This is a genomic window from Mesorhizobium sp. M1312 (genome assembly GCF_040318115.1).
Taxonomy (GTDB): Bacteria; Pseudomonadota; Alphaproteobacteria; order Rhizobiales; family Rhizobiaceae; genus Mesorhizobium.
The window spans coordinates 447,910-466,831 of the sequence record NZ_JAMYLQ010000001.1 but is presented as its reverse complement, the minus strand read 5'-3'; the positions used below and the strand labels follow the sequence as shown (position 1 = coordinate 466,831).

Below are 18,922 nucleotides of genomic sequence, written 5' to 3'. Positions count from 1 at the left end.
CTCCCTTATGGATTCTTGACGTCATTTGCCCGAACCGGCGATTTGGTCGCCGTCGCGGGTCAGGTAGTAGGCAAGAAGGATGGGCAGCAGCGTCACCAGCACGACGACCATGGCCACAACATTGGTGACCGGGCGCTGACGCGGACGGATCAGTTCCTCCAGCATCCAGATCGGCAGCGTCTGCTGCTGGCCGGCGGTGAAGGTGGTGACGATGACCTCGTCGAACGACAGGGCAAAGGCGAGCATGCCGCCGGCGAGCAGAGCGGTGGCGATGTTGGGCAGCACGACATAGCGAAACGTCTGGAAGCCGTCGGCACCGAGATCCATCGATGCCTCGATCATCGAGCCGGAAGTGCGGCGAAAGCGGGCGACGGCGTTGTTGTAAACGACGACGACGCAGAAGGTGGCGTGGCCAAGCACGATCGTCCAGAACGAGAACGGAATCTCGGCCAGCGAAAACGCCGAACGCAGCGCGATGCCGGTGATGATGCCGGGCAGCGCTATCGGCAGGATGACCAGCAGCGAGATGGTTTCGCGGCCAAAGAACCGTGTTCGCGACACAGCTGCCGCGCAGAGCGTGCCGAGGACCAGGGCGACGACGGTCGAGATCGCAGCGACCCTGACCGACAGCGACAGCGCTTCCCACACGTCCGGGCGGCTCCAGGTGACGGCGAACCACTGCGTCGTCAGCCCCGGCGGCGGCCAGACGAAGCTCCTTTCCTCGGTCGTGAAGGCATAGATGAAGATCAGCAAGATCGGCAAATGCAGGAACAGCAGGCCGGCGGTGGCGGTGATCTTCAGACCGAGAGGGGCGGATGGTGAGCCATCAGAGCGCATCGAAGGCCCCCATGCGCTTGGCGCCCCAGAGATAGAAGCCCATGATGACGACGGGAACCACCGTAAAAGCGGCGGCGAGCGGAATGTTGCCGGCGGTGCCTTGCTGCGAATAGACGGCCTGGCCGATGAACAGCCGCGAGGTGCCGATGATCTGCGGGATGATGTAATCGCCGAGCGTCAGCGAGAAGGTAAAGATCGAGCCGGCGACGATGCCCGGCAGCGCCAGCGGGAACAGCACATTGCGGAAGGTCTGGCCGGGCGAGGCGCCAAGGTCCGACGAGGCCTCCACCAGATTGCCGGGCACGCGCTCGAGTGCCGCCTGCACCGGCAGGATCATGAAAGGCAGCCAGACATAGACGAAGACGATGAAGGTGCCGGTTGGTGACACCGACAGAGAATTGCCGCCGACGATCGGCAGCGACAGCCAGCCATCGAGCAGCCATAGAAGCTGCAGCTTGGCGAGCAGCCAGGTCAGGATGCCTTCCTTGGCGAGGATGAGCTTCCAGGCGTAGATCTTGACCAGATAGCTCGACCACAGCGGCAGCATGATGCCGAGATAGAACAGCGCCTTCCAGCGGCCGCGCGCATAGCGCGCCGCGTAATAGGCGATGGGGAAGGCGATGATCGCCGAGGCGAGCGTGACCAGGGCTGCCATCGTCACCGTGCGCAGGATGATGTCGAGATTGGCGGCCTGCAGCAGGTCGCCATAGGTCTTCAGCGTAAACTGCCGGTTGATGAGGCCGGAGAATTCGTCGATGGAGAAAAAGCTCTGAAGCAGCAGCGCGAACAGCGAGCCGATATAGACAATGCCGAGCCACAGCACCGGCGGCAGCAGCATCAGCAGCAGTAGGAGCTTGGGCTTGCGCCAGAAGAGATCGGACAGAGCGCCCTGCAGGCCGCCGGCGCGGGGAAGGAGGGCTCGGGCGATCTGTGTTGCCGCAGTCATGGCACGGTCCGATCGTCGCCGAAACGGGGGAAATCGAGTTCCGTCCCACCCCCCTCTGTCCTGCCGGACATCTCCCCCGCAAGGGGGGAGATTGGCTGTTGCGAAGGCTTTCGCCTATCGCCAACATCGAACAGTAAGCGGGACGCCGGAACTGCCGATCTCCCCCCTTGCGGGGGAGATGTCCGGCAGGACAGAGGGGGGTGCGAAGGATCGCCGACGCCCGATACGCTGGATGTCATGGTCACTGTCATCCCAGCTCGTCCATCAGATGCAAATGTTCGCGGTTGAAGGTGAGAACGACCGTCTCACCCTCCTTCGGCAAGGTGGCACCGGCCGGCACGGTAGCGTGCAGCCTCAGCCCGTCGGCGTCGAGCGCCAGTCTTGTCGTGGCGCCGAGATAATTGGCCGAGACAAGGCGAGCGGCAACGCCGTCGCCCTTGGCCGCCCGGCCGATGCGGATGGATTCAGGGCGCAGGCTGCCCCATCGATGCTGGCCGGAATAACGCTGGACGAATTCAGGCGGCAGCACATTGGACGAGCCGACGAAATCGGCGACGAAGCGGGTCTTCGGCCGCTGGTAAATATCCTCCGGCGTGCCGATCTGCATGATCTTGCCGTCGTTGAAGACGGCAACGCGGTCGGCCATCGACAGCGCCTCGCCCTGGTCGTGGGTGACGAAGACAAAAGTGATGCCGAGCGCCTTCTGCAGCGACTTCAGCTCTTCCTGCATGTTTTCGCGTAGCTTCAGGTCGAGCGCGCCAAGCGGCTCGTCGAGCAGAAGCACCTTGGGCTGGTTGACCAGCGCACGGGCGAGCGCGACGCGCTGGCGCTGGCCGCCGGAAAGCTGGCTCGGGCGGCGAGCGCCGTAGCCGGGAAGCCGCACCAGCGACAGTGCCTCCTCCGCCGCCTTTTGCCGCTCGGGCTTGCCGACGCCCCTGACCATGAGCCCATAGGCGACATTGTCGAGCACGTTCAGATGCGGGAACAGCGCGTAGTCCTGAAAGACGGTGTTGACGTTGCGGCGATAGGGCGGGACGCCTTCGGCGCGTTCGCCGAAGATGGAGATCGAGCCCGATGTCGGCTGCTCGAAGCCGGCGATCAGGCGCAGGCAGGTCGTCTTGCCGGAACCTGAAGGTCCGAGCATGGCGAAGAACTCGCCCGGCACGATGTCGAGATCGACCATATCGACAGCGCGCACGCTGCCGAAATGGCGCGAGACTCTGGCGAACGAAACGGCTGATGTCATGGGCTGTCCCAGGCTGATCAAATTCAGGCGACAGCGCTGCCCCTCTTGGGGCTAGCCGCAACGCTCGCGATCCCCCTCTCCCCGTTTTTCACCGAGAGAGGGTAAGGGCGAGGGGCAGCGCCAACTTGCCAACAAATGCGAGACGAACTCACCGTCCGCCGATGACGCCGATATAGTCCGACACCCAGCGATAGTAAGGCACGCACTGGTCCTGGGTGGCGCACTTCGACACCGGCGTCTTCCAGAACTTGATCTTTTCGAAATTCTCGTAGCCGTTGGTCTTGCAGCCTTCGTCGCCGAGCAGTTCGTTGCCCTTGCAGGCAGCGGGCACCACCGGCAGCGAGCCGAACCAGGCGGAGACATCGCCCTGCACCTTCGGCGATAGCGAGTGCTCCATCCACATATAGGCGCAGTTCGGGTGGGCTGCGTCGGCCGCCAGCATGGTCGTGTCGGCCCAGCCGGTGACGCCTTCCTGGGGAATGGTCGAAGCGACCGGCTTCTTGGCAGCAATCAGCGTGTTGACCTGATAGGGCCATGAACCGGAGGCAACGACGCCTTCGTTCTGGAAGTCATCGACCTGGATGGCAGCGTCATGCCAGTAGCGTCCGACCAGCGTGCGCTGGACGCGCAGCAGATCAAGGGCGGCCTTGTACTGGTCTTCGGTCAGCTCGTAGGGATCCTTGATGCCGAGCTCAGGCTTGTGGAACATCAGATAGTTGGCGGCGTCGGCGATGTGAATCGGCCCGTCATAGGCCTGGACGCGGCCCTTATTCGACTTGCCGTCAGGCAAGGTCATCTCCTCGAAGACGACGTTCCAGCTCTTCGGCGCTTCCTTGAACACCTCGGTGTTGTACATCAGCACATTCGGCCCCCACTGGTAGGGGACGCCGTAGTGGACGCCGCCAACCGTGAACCACGGCGCATCCTTGAGCCGGTCGTCGACGGTGTTCCAGCTCGGGATGAGATCGGTGTTGATCGGCTGGACCCGCTTGCCGGCGACGAGGCGCAGCGAAGCGTCGCCCGAGGCGGTAACGAGGTCGAAGCCGCCCTCGTTCATCAGCGCGACCATCTCGTCGGAAGTGTTGGCGGTCTTGATGTTGACCTTGCAGCCTGTGTCCTTCTCGAAGGACGTGACCCAGTCATAGCTCTTGTCGGTTTCGCCGCGCTCGAAGTAGCCGGGCCAGGCGACAATGTTGACCTCGCCTTCGCCCTTGCCGAGCTCCGTAACCTGGGCGATGGCCTGGCCGGAGAAGGCCAGCGCAACCGTCAATGCAGTGCATGACTTCAGGAATGAGTTCATCGTCGATCTCCCATTTTTGCGCATGACCCCGAAACCGTTTCGGTTTTCGGAAAGGATCATGCGCGACTCTAAGGGGCCGCACTCTCGCGGCGGCTTTGGTCCCCTGCAAGGTGCTGTGAAATTTCCGGTTTCGCAAATTCATTTGTCAGAAAGGCGATATCGGTTTTTCCGATAGATTAACGGCCAATCTTCTCCGGCCGCTGACGGACCATGCGCTGCGACTGGGCAAGCCCGATAAAGTCGCGCGCGGCCTGCGGCAGGCCGGAGCCGCGCCGCCAGACCGTGCCGACCTGGACAACCGGCAAGGAGCCCGAAATATCGCGCGATTCGATGCGGTCGCCTTCCAGCGACCATGGCCGGTAGACGAGGTCGGGCAGCAGCGCCACGCCGGCGCCGGTAGCGACGAGGCTGCGGACCGCTTCGACCGAGCGGGTACGGAAGGCGACATGCGGCTTGGCGCCGATCGCCGCCAGCAGTTTTCCGGTATTCTCCTCGATCTCGTCGACGGTCAGCATGATCAGCGGCTCCGAGGCGATGTCGCCAATGCCGATGACGTCGGCGCCGGACAGCGGATGGCCAAGCGGCAACCACAGCCGGTAGGCCGAGACTTCGAGGATTTCGGACTGCAGGGCGGTGCGGTCGCGCAGGTTCGAGGTGACCATGACGGCGATGTCGAGCTTGCCGCCGATCAGCAGATGCTCGAGGTAATCGCCATTGTCCTCGATGGCCGAGATCTCGACGCCCGGATAGGCGCGGCGATAGCGGGCAAGAAGGTCGGACAGCACATAGCCGGCGACCAGCGAAGTGACGCCGAGTTGCAGCCGGCCGCCAGCCGCCGCTTGCTCGCCGAAGAAGGCGCGGCGCGCATCGGAAACGTCGGCAAGGATCTTTGTCGCGTGGCGCAGGAACTGATGGCCTTTGTGGGTGATGTTGAGGCCGCGCGGATGGCGCTCGAACAGTTCGACGCCGAGATCGCCTTCGAGCTCCTTGATCGCCTCGGTGACCGACGATTGCGAGATGGACAGATTCTGCGCAGCACCCGACACCGTGCCTTGCTCGGCGACGGCGATGAAGAATTGCAATTGGCGAATGGTGAAGGCCATCGCCGGACTAAACACCGGTACGATAAGGAAGAAAAGCCATCTCTCCGGCTCACCGCTCTGGTCAGGTCAGATCCCGCTTTCGTCACCGGCAATGCTGAGCCGCGCGCCCGCTTGCCCAAGCGCCGCGGCGATGGCGCGCGGCGGCGGCCGATCGGTGACGAGTTCGGAAAAACCGTCGAGGCCGCAGACCTGGACCAGGCCCTGGCGGCCGAACTTGGTGTGGTCGGTGATGACGAGCGAGCGCTGGCCGCGCGACAGCACCATGCGGGCGAATTCCGCCTCTTCCAGATCATAGTCCATGACGCCGGTGACGGCGTCGACCGCGCCGGTGGAGATCACCGCATGGTTGACGGAAAAGCGCCTGACGAATTCGATCGCCGAGACGCCGAAGGCAGCGCCCGAATCGCTGCGCAATTCGCCGCCGGCCATGTAGACCTTATTGCCGTTGACGGTGGCCAGCGTGCGGGCGATGTCGGAGGAGTTGGTGACCACCGTCAACCGCCGATGGCCGAGCAGCTCGCGGGCCAGGAAAGAGGTGGTGGTGCCGGTGTCGAGCATGATCGATTCGCCGTCGCGGATGGTCGCGGCGACCATGCGGGCAATGGTGCGCTTGGCATCGGCATTCTCGCGCATGCGCCGCTCGAACGGCGCCTCGCCGGCCATTGACGGCAGGCCGACGGCGCCATGCATCTTCAGGATCGAACCGTCACTGGTCAGCGGCTTGACGTCACGGCGCACGGTTTCCAGCGAAACACCCAGCCGGTCGGCCAGGCTTGCGATGGTGACGGTGCCCTCCTCCTGCAAGAGACGCAGGATCTCGCCGTGCCGCTTCGAGTGGATCATCGGATTCGCCCAATCGGATTGTTGCGCTGCTGACCGGTTCTAAGGCAAATCGGCCACAGTTCACAAGGAATCCTAAAGGTTTCGGGCAAGAAGACAGAAAAAGCCCCAAGTTTTCGTTGACAAGCCGGATCACATGGCGTGACACTGGCTCGTGACAGGCTTCGGAACTGCCACGGGAGAACGATGGCAGAGCCGCACCGAAATTCGCTTGCCCGAACGTCTGGGAAAACGTCCGGCGCAAGGGAAAAAGATTTTTTCGAATCCGCGGGGGCGGATGCCGGCGTCGAAGAACCCGGCACAGGGGCTCGTCGGTGCGGTGCGGGATACCGATCCTGGCATCCCGCACCGACGAGATCTTCGCATTGCTCCCTCCTGCCGGCCGCCATCTTTGTCTCGCCCGCGGCGTCTTGAACCCCGCCCAACGAGGGATGAACCTGTGACCGCCGAGGACCGCATCCGCGCCCTGCCCTGCTGGACCGGCAGCATCGAGATCGCGCCGCTGCCGGGCGGCCTGAGCAACGCCAACTATCTGGTCAAGGACGCGGCCGGTCGGCATGTCGTGCGCTTCGGCCAGGACTTTCCGTTCCATCACGTCTTTCGCGAGCGCGAGGTGATGACCACCCGTGCGGCACACGCCGCCGGCTTCGCGCCGGCGGTTCTTTATTCCGAGCCCGGCATCTTGGTGACGGAATTTCTCGGCGCCAAGACCTATGTCGCGGAAGACGTACGCGCCAATATTGGCCGCGTCGCCGCCCTGATGCGCGGCTTCCATCGGGAGATGCCCAATCATGTCTCCGGCGCCGGCTTCATGTTCTGGGTGTTCCATGTCATCCGCGACTATGCGCGCACGCTTGAGGAAGGCGGCAGCCGCATGCGAAGCGAGTTGCCGCGGCTGCTGACGCTTGCGGACGAGCTCGAACGGGCGCAGAAACTCCTGCCGATCGTCTTTGGCCATAACGATCTTTTGCCGGCCAATATTCTCGACGACGGCCACAGGCTGTGGCTGATCGATTTCGAATATGCCGGTTTCAACACAGCGATGTTCGACCTTGCCGGCGTCGCCTCGAACGCCGGCATGAGCGACGAGGAGTCGTTTGCCTTCCTGACCGCCTATTTCATGAAGGAGCCGGACGAGGCGATCCGCCGCTCGCATGCGGCCATGCAATGCGCATCGCTGCTGCGCGAGGCGATGTGGAGCATGGTTTCCGAACTTTATCTCGACGCGCCCGGCATCGACTACGTTGCCTATACCGACGAAAACCTGACACGGCTCGATGCCGCGCTGGAAAACTACAGAACGAAATACGGACAGAGATCATGACATTGCCCGCCCACGCCGAGATCGTCGTCATTGGTGGCGGCATCATCGGCTGTTCGACGGCCTATCATCTGGCGCGTGATCACAAGGCCGATGTCGTACTTTTGGAACAGGGCAAGCTGACGTCGGGCTCCACCTGGCATGCGGCGGGGCTGGTCGGGCAGTTGCGCTCGTCGGCCTCTATCACTCGCGTGCTCAAATATTCGGTCGATCTCTACAAGGGGCTGGAAGCCGAAACCGGGCTGGCCACCGGCTGGAAGATGACCGGGTGCCTCAGGCTCGCCACCAATGCCGACCGCTGGATCGAGTACAAGAGGCTGGCGACGACGGCGAAAAGCTTCGGCATGGATATGCAGTTGCTATCACCGGCCGAGGTCAAGACAATGTGGCCGCTGCTGGAAACCGGCGATCTCGTCGGCGCCAGCTGGCTGCCGACCGACGGCCAGGCAAGCCCTTCCGATATCACGCAGTCGCTGGCCAAAGGCGCGCGCATGCATGGCGCCAGACTGTTCGAGGATGTGCGCGTCACCGGCTTCGACATGCAGGATGGCCGCATCATCGGGGTAAAGACCAACAAGGGCGATATCGCCTGCGACAAGGTGGTGAACTGTGCCGGACAATGGGCACGGCAGGTGGGTGCGCTAGCCGGCATCAGCGTGCCGCTGCAGCCGGTCAAGCACCAGTACATTATCACCGAAAGAATAGACGGGTTGGCGACCGATGCGCCGACGATCCGCGACCCCGACCGCCGCATCTATTTCAAGGAGGAGGTCGGCGGGCTGGTGATGGGCGGCTATGAGCCGAACCCGCAAGCCTGGACGACCGATCTTCCCGGCGGCGACGTCCCTGATGACTGGGAGTTCCGGCTGTTCGACGACGATTACGATCATTTCGAGCAGCATATGAACCAGGCGATCGCGCGGGTTCCGGCGCTCGAAACCGTCGGCGTCAAGCAGATGATCAACGGGCCGGAGAGTTTCACGCCGGACGGCAATTTCATTCTCGGCGTGGCGCCCGAATGCACCAACATGTTCGTCGGCGCCGGCTTCAACGCCTTCGGCATCGCGGCGGGCGGCGGTGCCGGCTGGGTTCTGGCGCAATGGGTGATCGACGGCGAGGCGCCGCTCGATCTGTGGGTGGTCGATATCAGACGCTTTTCCGACCTGCACCGCGACCGGCTATGGGTCCGCGACCGCACGCTGGAAGCCTATGGCAAGCACTACACGATCGGCTTCCCGCATGAGGAGTATGTCACGGGCCGGCCACGGATCGTGTCGCCGCTCTATGAACGGCTGCAAAAGCACCGCGCCGTGTTCGGCTCCAAACTCGGTTGGGAGCGGCCGAATTGGTTTGCGCCCGAAGGCGTCGAGCCGAAGGACATCTATTCGATGGGCCGGCAGAACTGGTTTTCGCCGGTCGGCGACGAGCACCGGCACGTGCGCGAGTACGTCGGCATCTTCGACCAGTCATCCTTCGCCAAATACGAAATGACCGGTGCGGATGCGCTGAAGGCGCTCGACTGGATCTGCGCCAACGATGTCGCCAAGCCGGTGGGCCGGCTGACCTACACGCAGCTTCTCAACACGCGCGGTGGTATCGAGGCCGACTTGACCGTGGCGCGGCTCGGCGAAGAACGATTCTACGTCGTCACCGGCACCAGTTTTAGGACGCATGATTTCTCGTGGATCGGCGACCATGTCGGCAAGGAGCTCGACGTGACGCTCACCGATGTCACCGAGGATTTCGGCACGCTGTCGCTGATGGGGCCGCGCGCCCGCGACGTGCTGGCTGCGGTGACCGATGCGGACGTGTCGAACACCGCTTTCCCGTTCGGACATGTGCGTGAAATCTCCATCGCCGGCCACACAGTTCGGGCGCTGCGTGTCACCTATGTCGGCGAGCTCGGTTGGGAGCTGCATGTGCCGATCGCGGCGACGGGCGAAATCTTCGACGCGCTGATGGCGGCGGGCGAGGAGCACAGCATCCGCCCGGTCGGCTACCGGGCGCTGGAATCGCTGCGGCTGGAAAAAGGCTACCGCGCCTGGGGCTCCGACATCACGCCCAACGACACGCCGCAGGAGGCTGGTCTCGGCTGGGCGGTGAAACTCAGAAAGAACACGGATTTCCTCGGCAGGCGGGCTCTGGAAAGCATCAGCGGCGCCGCGCTGAAAAAACGCTTTGCCGGCTTCACGGTCGACGATTGCGAGATCGTCCTGCTCGGGCGCGAGACGATCCTGCGCAACAGCGAGCCGGTCGGCTACCTGACCAGCGGCGGCTATGGCTACACGGTCGGCAAGAATATCGGCTATGGTTACGTGCGCAACGCCGATGGCGTAAGCGACGATTTCCTCGCCTCCGGCGACTACGAGCTGGTGGTGGCGATGGAGCGGACGCCGGCAAAAATCCATCTCGAGCCGCTTTACGATCCGGCGGGAGAAAAGACCAGGGTTTAGATCAGTTCACGCGCAGAACGAGGCCGCGGCTGGGCACGGTGTCCGCCTCGCCCGGCATGGAGACATAGGGCGACGTCTCTTCGGCACGCGTGACCACGCCCTTCGCCTCGAGGTCGGCGATCCGCGCGGCAAAACCCGCATCCCACAGCGTGTTCTTGACTGTCAGCACGATTATCCCGCCCGGCCGGCAGATGCGGATCAGTTCGTCCAGCCCCTCTGCGCCGACATGGCCCGAGGTGAAGACGCCGGCAGATATGACGCCGGCATAGGCATTATCGGCGAAAGGCAGCGGGCCGCCGAGCGCCAGGCAGTGAAGCGCCGAATAGACGCCCTTGCGCTCCGCCTTGACCAGCATGCCCGCCGAGATGTCGAGTGCCTCGACCTGCGGATAGCCTGTGATGGCAAGCCATTCGCCAATCAGCCCGGTGCCGGCACCGGCATCGAGGAGCGGTGCCGCGCCGCGCGGCAAGTGGCGGGCAAGCAGGGCGAGGCAGATGGTCGGATGGCGATAACCGGCCGCCGACATGTCGGCGTCGTAGGTGTCGGACCAGCGGTCGTAGAGCGCCGCCACTTCTTCAGGTCGCTTCGCTGCATAGGCCGCGGCGAGCGCGCCTTCATTTTTCCTGTCCGCCATCGCAGTCCTGTCCGCAAAATCAAAGTGCAGCAGCGTCCTTGCGCGTCCAACAGGAACGCACGGCGCTAGAGTGAATCGCATGCCGCCAATGATAGCCAAACGGCGAAATTTGTGGAACCGTCGTCGCCACAAATAAAGACGCAAAGAGGGCGGAAGCGATGGTGGACGAGGAAGCACGCGCGGCGCTTGCAGCCATTCCGGGGCTGGCCGGCTACGAGGGACCCTTGGAGCGGCTTGGCGGCCTCACCAATCTCGTCTTCAGGGCTGGAGAGGTCTGCCTGCGGATTCCCGGCAAAGGCACAGAGGAGTATATCAACCGCGCCAACGAGGCGGTGGCGGCGCGGGAAGCCGCCAAGGCCGGCGTCAGCCCCGAGCTGCTGCATGTCGACGAGACAGGCGTGATGGTGACGCGTTTCGTCGTCGGAGCCGAGACGATGTCGCCGGAAAAATTCAAGACCCGGCCGGGCAGTCCGGCGCGTGCCGGCAAAGCCTTCCGCAGATTGCATACATCCGGCGCGGTGTTTCCCTTCCGCTTCGAGCTTTTCGCGATGATCGACGACTATCTGAAGGTGTTGTCGACCAAGGACGTTGCCCTGCCTGCCGGTTACCACGATGTCGTGCGCGAGGCGGAAACCGTGCGCTCGGCTCTTGCCGCGCATCCCCTGCCTCTTGTCGCCTGCCACTGCGACCCGCTGTGCGAAAACTTCCTCGATACGGGCGACAGGATGTGGATCGTCGACTGGGAATATTCCGGCATGAATGATCCGCTCTGGGATCTCGGCGACCTCAGCGTCGAAGGACAATTCGACATCGCGCAGGAAGAAGAGATGATGCTCGCCTATTTCGGTGGCGAGCCAACGCCGGCGGAGCGCGGCCGCGTCGCCATCTACAAGGCGATGTGCGATCTCTTGTGGACCCTGTGGGGGCTGATTCAGCTCGCCAACAGCAATCCGGTCGACGATTTCCGCGCCTATGCCGACGGTCGCTTCGCGCGCTGCAAGGCGCTGATGGAGACGACCGACTTCTCAAGGCATCTGGCGGCAGTGCGCGGGTAAGGCGCCAAAAACCTGGACGTTAGGGTACCAGAAATCTGGACCCTAGTTGACGCCTTTCGGCACGTTTTCGGGCGGCACAGTGTCGACCACCTTCTGGCGATGGAAGATGAACAGGCCGGCCAGCACGATGATGCCTGAGCCGATCAGGATGCGCGGACCGGGCATGTCGCCGAAGAAGGCCAGCCCGAAGATGACGGCCCACAGCAACAGGCTATAATGCAGCGGCGCCAGCGTCGAAGCCGGCGCCAGCTTCAGCGCCCTGGTGATCATCAGATGCGCGCCGCAGGAGACGATGCCAAGAAGCAGCATGGCGCCGAAATCGAGCGAGGACGGTGTCTGCCAGTTGCCGATGGTCAGAAACCCGCCGACCAGCAGCGTGCCGATGGTTTGCCAGGTAACGAGCGAGGTGTCGCTGGTGCCACGCAGCCGCCGGTTGAGGATGATGGCGAAGGCGAATGAAATGCTTCCGGCCAGCGCGAAGGTCGACGACAGCGAGAACGCGGCCGAGGACGGTTTGAGCATGATCAGCACGCCGCAGAAGCCGACCAGGATCGCCATCCAGCGGCGCCAGCCGACCTTTTCACCGAGCAACAGGTGGGACAGCGCCGCCACGTAGATCGGCCCCGCCATATAGAAGCTCATGACGTCGGCGAGTGGCAGATAGACGACGGCGGCGTAGAACAGCGCCGTATCGAGCGTCGTCATGACGACGCGCAAGACCTGCAGTTCCAGGCGCTCCATGCGGAACAGCTTGGCCGTGCCTTGACGCGCGATCATCGGACCGAGCACGAAAAAGGCGCCAATGGAACGGATCAGGATGACTTGGCCGACGGAAAAGCTGGCGACCAGCCATTTGCCCATCGCATCGTTCAACGCAAACAGGAAATCGCCGGCCAGCATCAGCAGAATGCCAGCCAAAAGCACGTTCCTGATCGTCGAATTCTGGGCTGTTGGCTCTGCCATGCCGATGTCGCTTCCTCCCGCATGAAAGCTCGGTGAGCAGCGTCGTAGACGCAAGCAGCCGCTTTGACGAGCGGAAATCGGGAACCCGGCCAGACCAGAGCCGGAAATCGGCTGGGCCTATGGCGCAGATCGCAGCTTGAATGGCCGCTCTGCGGCTAAGCTAGGGGTTGCCCCTACTTTGGCCGTGGCCGAATGATGACCGGACGGTAGATCACCGGCCGGTCCCAAGGATCGAAAGCCGACGCACTTCTGAGCTCCGCGCGCCGCGCGAGATCGATGCGCTGCAGACATTCGGCAAAGGCATCATTCTTCCTGACAAAGCCGTAGGAACGGCATTTCGCCTCGTCCGCGGCACGACGATCTTCGGCCGTCATGCAGCCTGCACAGGTTGCCGCCAACGCGACCACCACCGCCGTCTTGTGCCACATCGTGTCCTCCTCGACCTAAAAGTGGAGACTGACTGTAAACTTAAGATCAGGACCTATCAATCTGATCGACGCGCGGCCTGATGCAGGCCCAAGGTCTTATTGGGCCTGCCAATTATTGGTCATGAAGTGGACGGACGATGTCTGCGGTTCACTGTTCCCGGCCGTCCCGCGATCGAAAGCCGGGTTTCCTGCCTGGCCCGCTCGGCCACCACCTTGCCCCTGGCGATGACGCAGAGGCGCTCGGGACGCAGACGCAAAGCTTCGACCGGATCGCCGGCATCGAGGACGACGAGGCTGGCGCGCTTGCCGACCGCCAGGCCGAGATGGTCGAGGCCCATGATGGCGGCGTTGACGTTGGTGACCATGTCAAAACAGCGCGCCATGTCGGCCGGGCTCGACATCTGGGCGACGTGAAGGCCCATGAAGGCGACGTCGAGCATGTCGGCGGTGCCCAGCGAATACCAGGGGTCGAGCACGCAATCCTGGCCCCAGCCGACGCGGATGCCGTGGGCAAGCATTTCCTTGACCCGCGTCAGGCCGCGGCGTTTGGGGAATGTGTCGTGGCGGCCCTGCAACATGATGTTGATCAGCGGATTGGGGATCGCCGAGACGCCAGCCTCGGCGATCAGCGGCAACAGCTTCGAGACATAGTAATTGTCCATCGAGTGCATCGAAGTAAGATGTGAGCCGGCGACCCTGCCCTGCAGGCCGAGGCGCTGCGTCTCATAGGCCAGTTGTTCGATATGGCGCGACAGCGGATCATCTGTCTCGTCGCAATGCAGGTCGACCATGAGGCCGCGCTTTGCCGCGATTTCGCACAATTCCGTCACCGAACGCGTGCCGTCGGCCATGGTGCGCTCAAAATGCGGAATGCCGCCGACGATGTCGACACCCATGTCGAGCGCGCGGATGGTGTTATCGCGCGCCGTCGGCGAGCGATAAAATCCATCCTGCGGGAAGGCGACCAGTTGCAGGTCGATATAGGGCGCGACCGTCTTCTTCACATCGAGCAGGGCTTCGACCGCCAGCAGCCTGGTATCGCAGACATCGACATGGGTGCGGATGGCGAGCAAGCCCATCGATACCGCCCAATCGCAATAGGCAAGGGCGCGGTCGCGCACCGCTTCATGCGTCAGCAGCGGCTTCAACTCGCCCCACAGCGAAATGCCTTCCAGCAGCGTGCCCGACGCGTTGATGCGCGGGATGCCCAAGGAAAGCGTGGCGTCCATGTGAAAATGCGGATCGACGAAAGGCGGCGAGATCAGATTGCCGTGGGCGTCGATCGCCGTGCCTGCGGTAACGCTCAGCTCCGGCTCGATGGCTGCGATCGTCTCGCCGATGATGCCGATATCGGCGATCGTGCCGTCGGGCAGCATGCCGCCGCGGACGATAAGATCGAAAGTCATCTGTCGTCATCCCTTTGAAGAAGCAGACCTACTCCGGCACATACCTTACCGCACCCTTGGCAGCACTGGTCGCCATGGACGCATAGGCGCGCAAGGCCATCGTCACCTTGCGCTTGCGCTTTTCCTCTGGCTTCCAGGCGGCAGCTCCCTTGGCCTCCATCGCGACGCGGCGGGCAGCCAGTTCGGCATCGTCGACAGCAAGCCGGATGGTGCGGTTGGGGATATCGATCTCGATCGTGTCGCCCTCATGCACCAGCCCGATCAGCCCGCCTTCCGCCGCCTCGGGAGAGGCATGGCCGATCGACAGGCCTGAGGTGCCGCCGGAGAAGCGGCCGTCGGTGACCAGCGCGCACGCTTTGCCGAGGCCCTTCGATTTCAAATAGCTGGTCGGGTAGAGCATTTCCTGCATGCCGGGGCCGCCGCGCGGCCCTTCGTAGCGGATAACGACGACATCGCCGGCCTTGATCTCGTTGGACAGGATCGCCTTGACGCTGGCGTCCTGGCTTTCGAACACCCTGGCCGGGCCGGTGAATCTCAGGATCGATTCATCGACGCCCGCGGTCTTCACGATGCAGCCGTCGAGCGCAAGGTTGCCTTTCAGTACGCCAAGGCCACCATCCTTGGAAAAAGGATATTCGGCCGAGCGGATGACACCCTTCTCCCGATCGAGATCGAGTTCGTCCCAGCGGCGGTCCTGGCTGAAGGCGACCTGCGTCGGCACGCCGCCCGGGGCCGCCAGAAAGAAGTCGCGGACATTCTGGCTTGACGTGCGCGAGATATCCCAATGGTCGAGCGCTTCGCCGAGCGTCCGCGTATGTACGGTCGGCAGGTCGCGGTTGATCAGTCCGGCGTTATCGAGCTGCCCGAGGATCGCCATGATGCCACCGGCGCGGTGAACGTCTTCCATGTGCACATCCGCCTTGGCGGGGGCAACCTTGCATAGCACCGGCACCTTGCGTGACAGTGCGTCAATGTCGTCCTGATCAAAATCGATCTGGCCTTCATGCGCGGCAGCCAGGATGTGCAGCACGGTGTTGGTCGAGCCGCCCATGGCGATATCGAGCGTCATGGCGTTCTCGAAGGCGCCCTTCGAGGCGATGCTGCGCGGCAGCGCGGTGTCGTCGTCCTGCTCGTAGTAGCGCTGGGCAAGATCGACGATCAGATGGCCGGCCTCGACGAACAGCCGCTTGCGGTCGGCGTGGGTGGCCAGGGTCGAGCCGTTGCCGGGCAGCGAAAGGCCGAGCGCCTCGGTCAGGCAGTTCATCGAGTTGGCGGTGAACATGCCTGAGCAGGAGCCGCAGGTCGGGCAGGCCGAGCGCTCGATGGTCTTGACGTCCTCATCGGAGATCTTGTCGTCGGCGGCAGCGACCATGGCGTCGACCAGATCGAGCGCCTGCGTCTTACCGGCGAGCACCACCTTGCCGGCTTCCATCGGCCCGCCGGAGACGAAGACCGTCGGGATGTTGAGGCGCAGCGACGCCATCAGCATGCCTGGCGTGATCTTGTCGCAATTGGAGATGCAGACCATGGCGTCGGCGCAGTGGGCATTGACCATGTATTCGACCGAGTCGGCGATCAGCTCGCGCGACGGCAGCGAATAGAGCATGCCGTCATGACCCATGGCGATGCCGTCGTCGACAGCGATGGTGTTGAATTCCTTGGCGACGCCGCCGGCCTTTTCGATCTCGCGGGCGACCAGCTGGCCGAGATCCTTGAGATGGACATGGCCCGGCACGAACTGGGTGAAGGAATTGACCACCGCGATGATCGGTTTGCCGAAATCGGAATCCTTCATACCGGTGGCGCGCCACAGGCCGCGGGCGCCGGCCATGTTGCGGCCATGGGTGGTGGTGCGGGAGCGATAGGCGGGCATAAATTTTCCTTGGCTGGCTGGCCGCTCGATGGGAGCGTGGCAGCGCTGAATTCGGACCGCAGGCGTTATAGACGCCGAAGCCTGGTCTGGCCACAATTTTGCAGTGCGCCAGATTCTTTCGAAAATTTCGATGCCCCTGTCGGATTGCGTGCTGCGCAGCCGTCCTTGGGCAAACGGCAGGGCAAATCAAACCAACACCAAGTCAGGCCGTTTTCACCGTGATAGCAACCGAAACAGCCCGAGGAGCAAGACATGCAAAAGATCACCCCCTGCCTGTGGTTCGACGACCAGGCCGAGGAGGCCATGAACCACTACATCTCCATCTTCAAGAACTCGAAGGTGCTGAGCGTGATGCGCTGGCCCAAGGGCAGCGGCGATAATGAGGGCAAGGTGCTGGTGACCTACTTCGAACTCGACGGCGTGCAGTTCCAGGCGCTCAACGGCGGGCCGCAATTCAAGTTCACCGAGGCAGTCTCGCTCTCTATCGACTGCAAGACGCAGGAGGAGGTCGACTATTTCTGGGACAGGCTCATCGAGGGCGGTGGCGAGCCCAGCCAGTGCAGCTGGCTGAAGGACAAATTCGGCGTCTCGTGGCAGGTCGTGCCGGAGCAATTGCCGAGGCTGCTGCAGGACCCCGACACCGAAAAGGCCGGCCGTGTGATGCAGGCGATGATGCAGATGACCAAGATCGACATCGCCAAGATCGAAGAGGCAGCCAGGGGCTGAGGGAGCCGATCTTCTCCTTCTCCCCCCTTGTGGGAGAAGGTGGATCGGCGCGCAGCGCCGAGACGGTTGAGGGGTGTTGGACAGAATGAGGCGTCGGTGTTCCCTGGAACACCCCTCATCCGTCGCCTTCGGCGACACCTTCTCCCACAAGGGGGAAGGTGAAGAGTGCTCAAGCAGCCTTGTCGCGGACCTGGTAATCCTTGATCGCGGCGAAGCGGATCGCCTTCCAGCGCTCGGCCTCGTAGTTGAGCGAAAAGGCGTGCTGGGCCAGGAACACCGGATCGTGGTCGAGGTCGCGGGCAATGTCGCCGCGATGCGCCTCGATGAAGCGATGCATCTCGGCCTTGTCGTCAGCCGATATCCAGCGGCAAACGGAAAACCGCGACACCTCGAAATCGACGGGCAGCGTGTATTCGAAGTTCAGCCGCTCTTTCAGCACGTCGAGCTGCAGCGCACCAACGACACCGACGATTGCCGGTGAACCGTCCTCCGGCGAGAACAGTTGCACGACGCCTTCCTCGGCCATCTGGTGCAGCGCTTCCTTCAGCTTCTTGGCCTTCATCGCGTCGCCGAGACGGACGCGGCGCAGGATTTCCGGGGCGAAGTTCGGCACGCCGCGGAACAGGATCTCCTCGCCCTCGGTCAGCGTGTCGCCGATGCGCAGCGTGCCATGATTGGGGATGCCGACGACATCGCCGGCAAAGGCCTCGTCGGCGGTGACGCGGGTGCGGGCGAAGAAGAATTGCGGCGCCGACAGGCTCATCGGTTTTCCCGTGCGCACCAGCTTGGCCTTCATGCCGCGCTCGAGCTTGCCCGAGCAGACGCGGACGAAGGCGATGCGATCGCGGTGGTTGGGGTCCATATTGGCCTGGATCTTGAAGACGAAGGAGGTCATCTTGTCCTCGGTCGCCTCGACCTTGCGGGTGTCGGCTTCTTGCGCGCGCGGCGGCGGCCCGTAGGCGCCAAGCGCCTCGATCAGGTCTCGGACGCCGTAATTGCGCAGCGCCGAACCGAAATAGACCGGCGTCAGATGACCCTCACGAAACGAGTCGACGTCGAGCGGACGGCAGGCCTCGCGCGCCAGCTCCAGCTCCTCGATGAAGGCTTCGCGCTCGTTCTCCGGCAACAGGCCGGCAACGCGGTTGGAATCGGGACCATTGACCGGCGTGCGTTCCTTCTCCGCGTCGCCCTTTCGCACGGCGTTCAGCGCCAGGTGGTAGGTGCCGGAAAAGGTCTTGCCGCGGCCGATCGGCCAAGTGATCGGCGCGGTGTCCAGCGCCAGCTTCTGCTCGATCTCGTCGAGGATCTCGAACGGGTCGCGGCTTTCGCGGTCCATCTTGTTGACGAAAGTGATGATCGGAATGTCGCGCAGCCGGCAGACCTCGAACAGCTTCAGCGTGCGCGGCTCGATACCCTTGGCGGCGTCGATAACCATGACCGCCGCGTCGACCGCCGACAGCGTGCGATAGGTATCGTCGGCGAAATCCTCGTGGCCGGGCGTGTCGAGCAGGTTGAAGACGTTGTCCTCATGCTCGAAGGTCATCACCGAGGTGACGACCGAAATGCCGCGCTCGCGCTCGATCTTCATCCAGTCCGACCGGGTCTGGATGCGATCCTTCTTGGCCTTAACCTCGCCGGCAAGCTGGATGGCGCCGCCGAACAAAAGCAGCTTTTCGGTCAGCGTCGTCTTGCCGGCGTCCGGATGCGCGATGATCGCGAAAGTGCGGCGGCGCGCCACCGCGTTCGTGATGTCTTCAGCCAATTTATGGAATCCCATGTGGTGCGCGGGCT

16 protein-coding genes are annotated in these 18,922 nt (G+C 63.3%); 4 read left to right on the top strand and 12 right to left on the bottom strand.

Annotated elements, in window-relative coordinates; translation table 11 throughout:
* Positions 1-21: 21 nt before the first annotated feature.
* The 6 genes from NKH36_RS02235 to NKH36_RS02210 all read right to left on the bottom strand — a co-directional run bounded on the left by NKH36_RS02235 (position 22) and on the right by NKH36_RS02210 (position 6,275).
* Entirely contained in the window at positions 22-837 is an 816-nt protein-coding gene (locus NKH36_RS02235; RefSeq protein WP_352958585.1) for an ABC transporter permease, read from the bottom strand.
* Positions 827-1,783 (bottom strand): ABC transporter permease, encoded by a 957-nt coding sequence (locus NKH36_RS02230; RefSeq protein ID WP_352958587.1) that lies wholly within the window; start codon positions 1,781-1,783, stop codon positions 827-829. The genes NKH36_RS02235 and NKH36_RS02230 overlap by 11 nt, the downstream gene beginning before the upstream one ends.
* 247 nt (positions 1,784-2,030) lie before the next feature.
* Entirely contained in the window at positions 2,031-3,029 is a 999-nt protein-coding gene (locus NKH36_RS02225; protein WP_352958589.1) for an ABC transporter ATP-binding protein, read from the bottom strand.
* A gap of 148 nt (positions 3,030-3,177) precedes the next feature.
* Complete coding sequence (locus NKH36_RS02220) at positions 3,178-4,329, bottom strand: ABC transporter substrate-binding protein (protein WP_352958590.1); 1,152 nt, start codon at positions 4,327-4,329, stop codon at positions 3,178-3,180.
* A gap of 176 nt (positions 4,330-4,505) precedes the next feature.
* A complete protein-coding gene (locus tag NKH36_RS02215) occupies positions 4,506-5,432 on the bottom strand; it encodes a LysR family transcriptional regulator (protein WP_352959819.1) in 927 nt (308 codons plus the stop codon).
* A 66-nt stretch (positions 5,433-5,498) separates the two neighbouring features.
* Positions 5,499-6,275, bottom strand: a complete 777-nt coding sequence (locus NKH36_RS02210; RefSeq protein ID WP_352958593.1) for a DeoR/GlpR family DNA-binding transcription regulator — start codon at positions 6,273-6,275, stop codon at positions 5,499-5,501.
* Between the two features lie 436 nt (positions 6,276-6,711).
* Here NKH36_RS02210 and NKH36_RS02205 point away from each other — a divergent pair, with 436 nt between their 5' ends.
* Both NKH36_RS02205 and NKH36_RS02200 read left to right on the top strand, forming a co-directional pair.
* The gene (locus tag NKH36_RS02205) at positions 6,712-7,596 is read left to right on the top strand and encodes a phosphotransferase (protein WP_352958595.1); all 885 of its coding nucleotides are present in this window, start codon (positions 6,712-6,714) and stop codon (positions 7,594-7,596) included.
* The gene (locus tag NKH36_RS02200; protein WP_352958596.1) at positions 7,593-10,046 is read left to right on the top strand and encodes a GcvT family protein; all 2,454 of its coding nucleotides are present in this window, start codon (positions 7,593-7,595) and stop codon (positions 10,044-10,046) included. The genes NKH36_RS02205 and NKH36_RS02200 overlap by 4 nt, the downstream gene beginning before the upstream one ends.
* 1 nt (position 10,047) lies before the next feature.
* Here the strand turns inward: NKH36_RS02200 and NKH36_RS02195 are convergent, their stop codons facing one another.
* A complete protein-coding gene (locus NKH36_RS02195; RefSeq protein WP_352958598.1) occupies positions 10,048-10,680 on the bottom strand; it encodes a class I SAM-dependent DNA methyltransferase in 633 nt (210 codons plus the stop codon).
* A 158-nt stretch (positions 10,681-10,838) separates the two neighbouring features.
* Here NKH36_RS02195 and NKH36_RS02190 point away from each other — a divergent pair, with 158 nt between their 5' ends.
* Positions 10,839-11,735 carry a phosphotransferase gene (locus NKH36_RS02190; protein WP_352958599.1) on the top strand — a complete coding sequence of 299 codons (897 nt, stop codon included), beginning with the start codon at positions 10,839-10,841 and terminating at the stop codon, positions 11,733-11,735.
* 42 nt (positions 11,736-11,777) lie between these two features.
* Here NKH36_RS02190 and NKH36_RS02185 read toward each other — a convergent pair whose 3' ends face one another.
* The 4 genes from NKH36_RS02185 to ilvD all read right to left on the bottom strand — a co-directional run bounded on the left by NKH36_RS02185 (position 11,778) and on the right by ilvD (position 16,405).
* Positions 11,778-12,698, bottom strand: a complete 921-nt coding sequence (locus NKH36_RS02185) for a DMT family transporter (RefSeq protein ID WP_352958600.1) — start codon at positions 12,696-12,698, stop codon at positions 11,778-11,780.
* A gap of 173 nt (positions 12,699-12,871) precedes the next feature.
* Entirely contained in the window at positions 12,872-13,126 is a 255-nt protein-coding gene (locus tag NKH36_RS02180) for a hypothetical protein (RefSeq protein WP_352958601.1), read from the bottom strand.
* Positions 13,127-13,245: 119 nt separating this feature from the next.
* Positions 13,246-14,532 carry an amidohydrolase family protein gene (locus NKH36_RS02175; RefSeq protein ID WP_352958603.1) on the bottom strand — a complete coding sequence of 429 codons (1,287 nt, stop codon included), beginning with the start codon at positions 14,530-14,532 and terminating at the stop codon, positions 13,246-13,248.
* A 28-nt stretch (positions 14,533-14,560) separates the two neighbouring features.
* The gene (gene ilvD, locus NKH36_RS02170; RefSeq protein WP_352958605.1) at positions 14,561-16,405 is read right to left on the bottom strand and encodes a dihydroxy-acid dehydratase; all 1,845 of its coding nucleotides are present in this window, start codon (positions 16,403-16,405) and stop codon (positions 14,561-14,563) included.
* A gap of 252 nt (positions 16,406-16,657) precedes the next feature.
* On the opposite strand from ilvD, the gene NKH36_RS02165 reads away from it, so the two are divergent.
* Positions 16,658-17,131 carry a VOC family protein gene (locus NKH36_RS02165; protein WP_077376998.1) on the top strand — a complete coding sequence of 158 codons (474 nt, stop codon included), beginning with the start codon at positions 16,658-16,660 and terminating at the stop codon, positions 17,129-17,131.
* Between the two features lie 169 nt (positions 17,132-17,300).
* Here the strand turns inward: NKH36_RS02165 and NKH36_RS02160 are convergent, their stop codons facing one another.
* Positions 17,301-18,908, bottom strand: a complete 1,608-nt coding sequence (locus NKH36_RS02160) for a peptide chain release factor 3 (RefSeq protein ID WP_502911942.1) — start codon at positions 18,906-18,908, stop codon at positions 17,301-17,303.
* Positions 18,909-18,922: the final 14 nt, after the last annotated feature.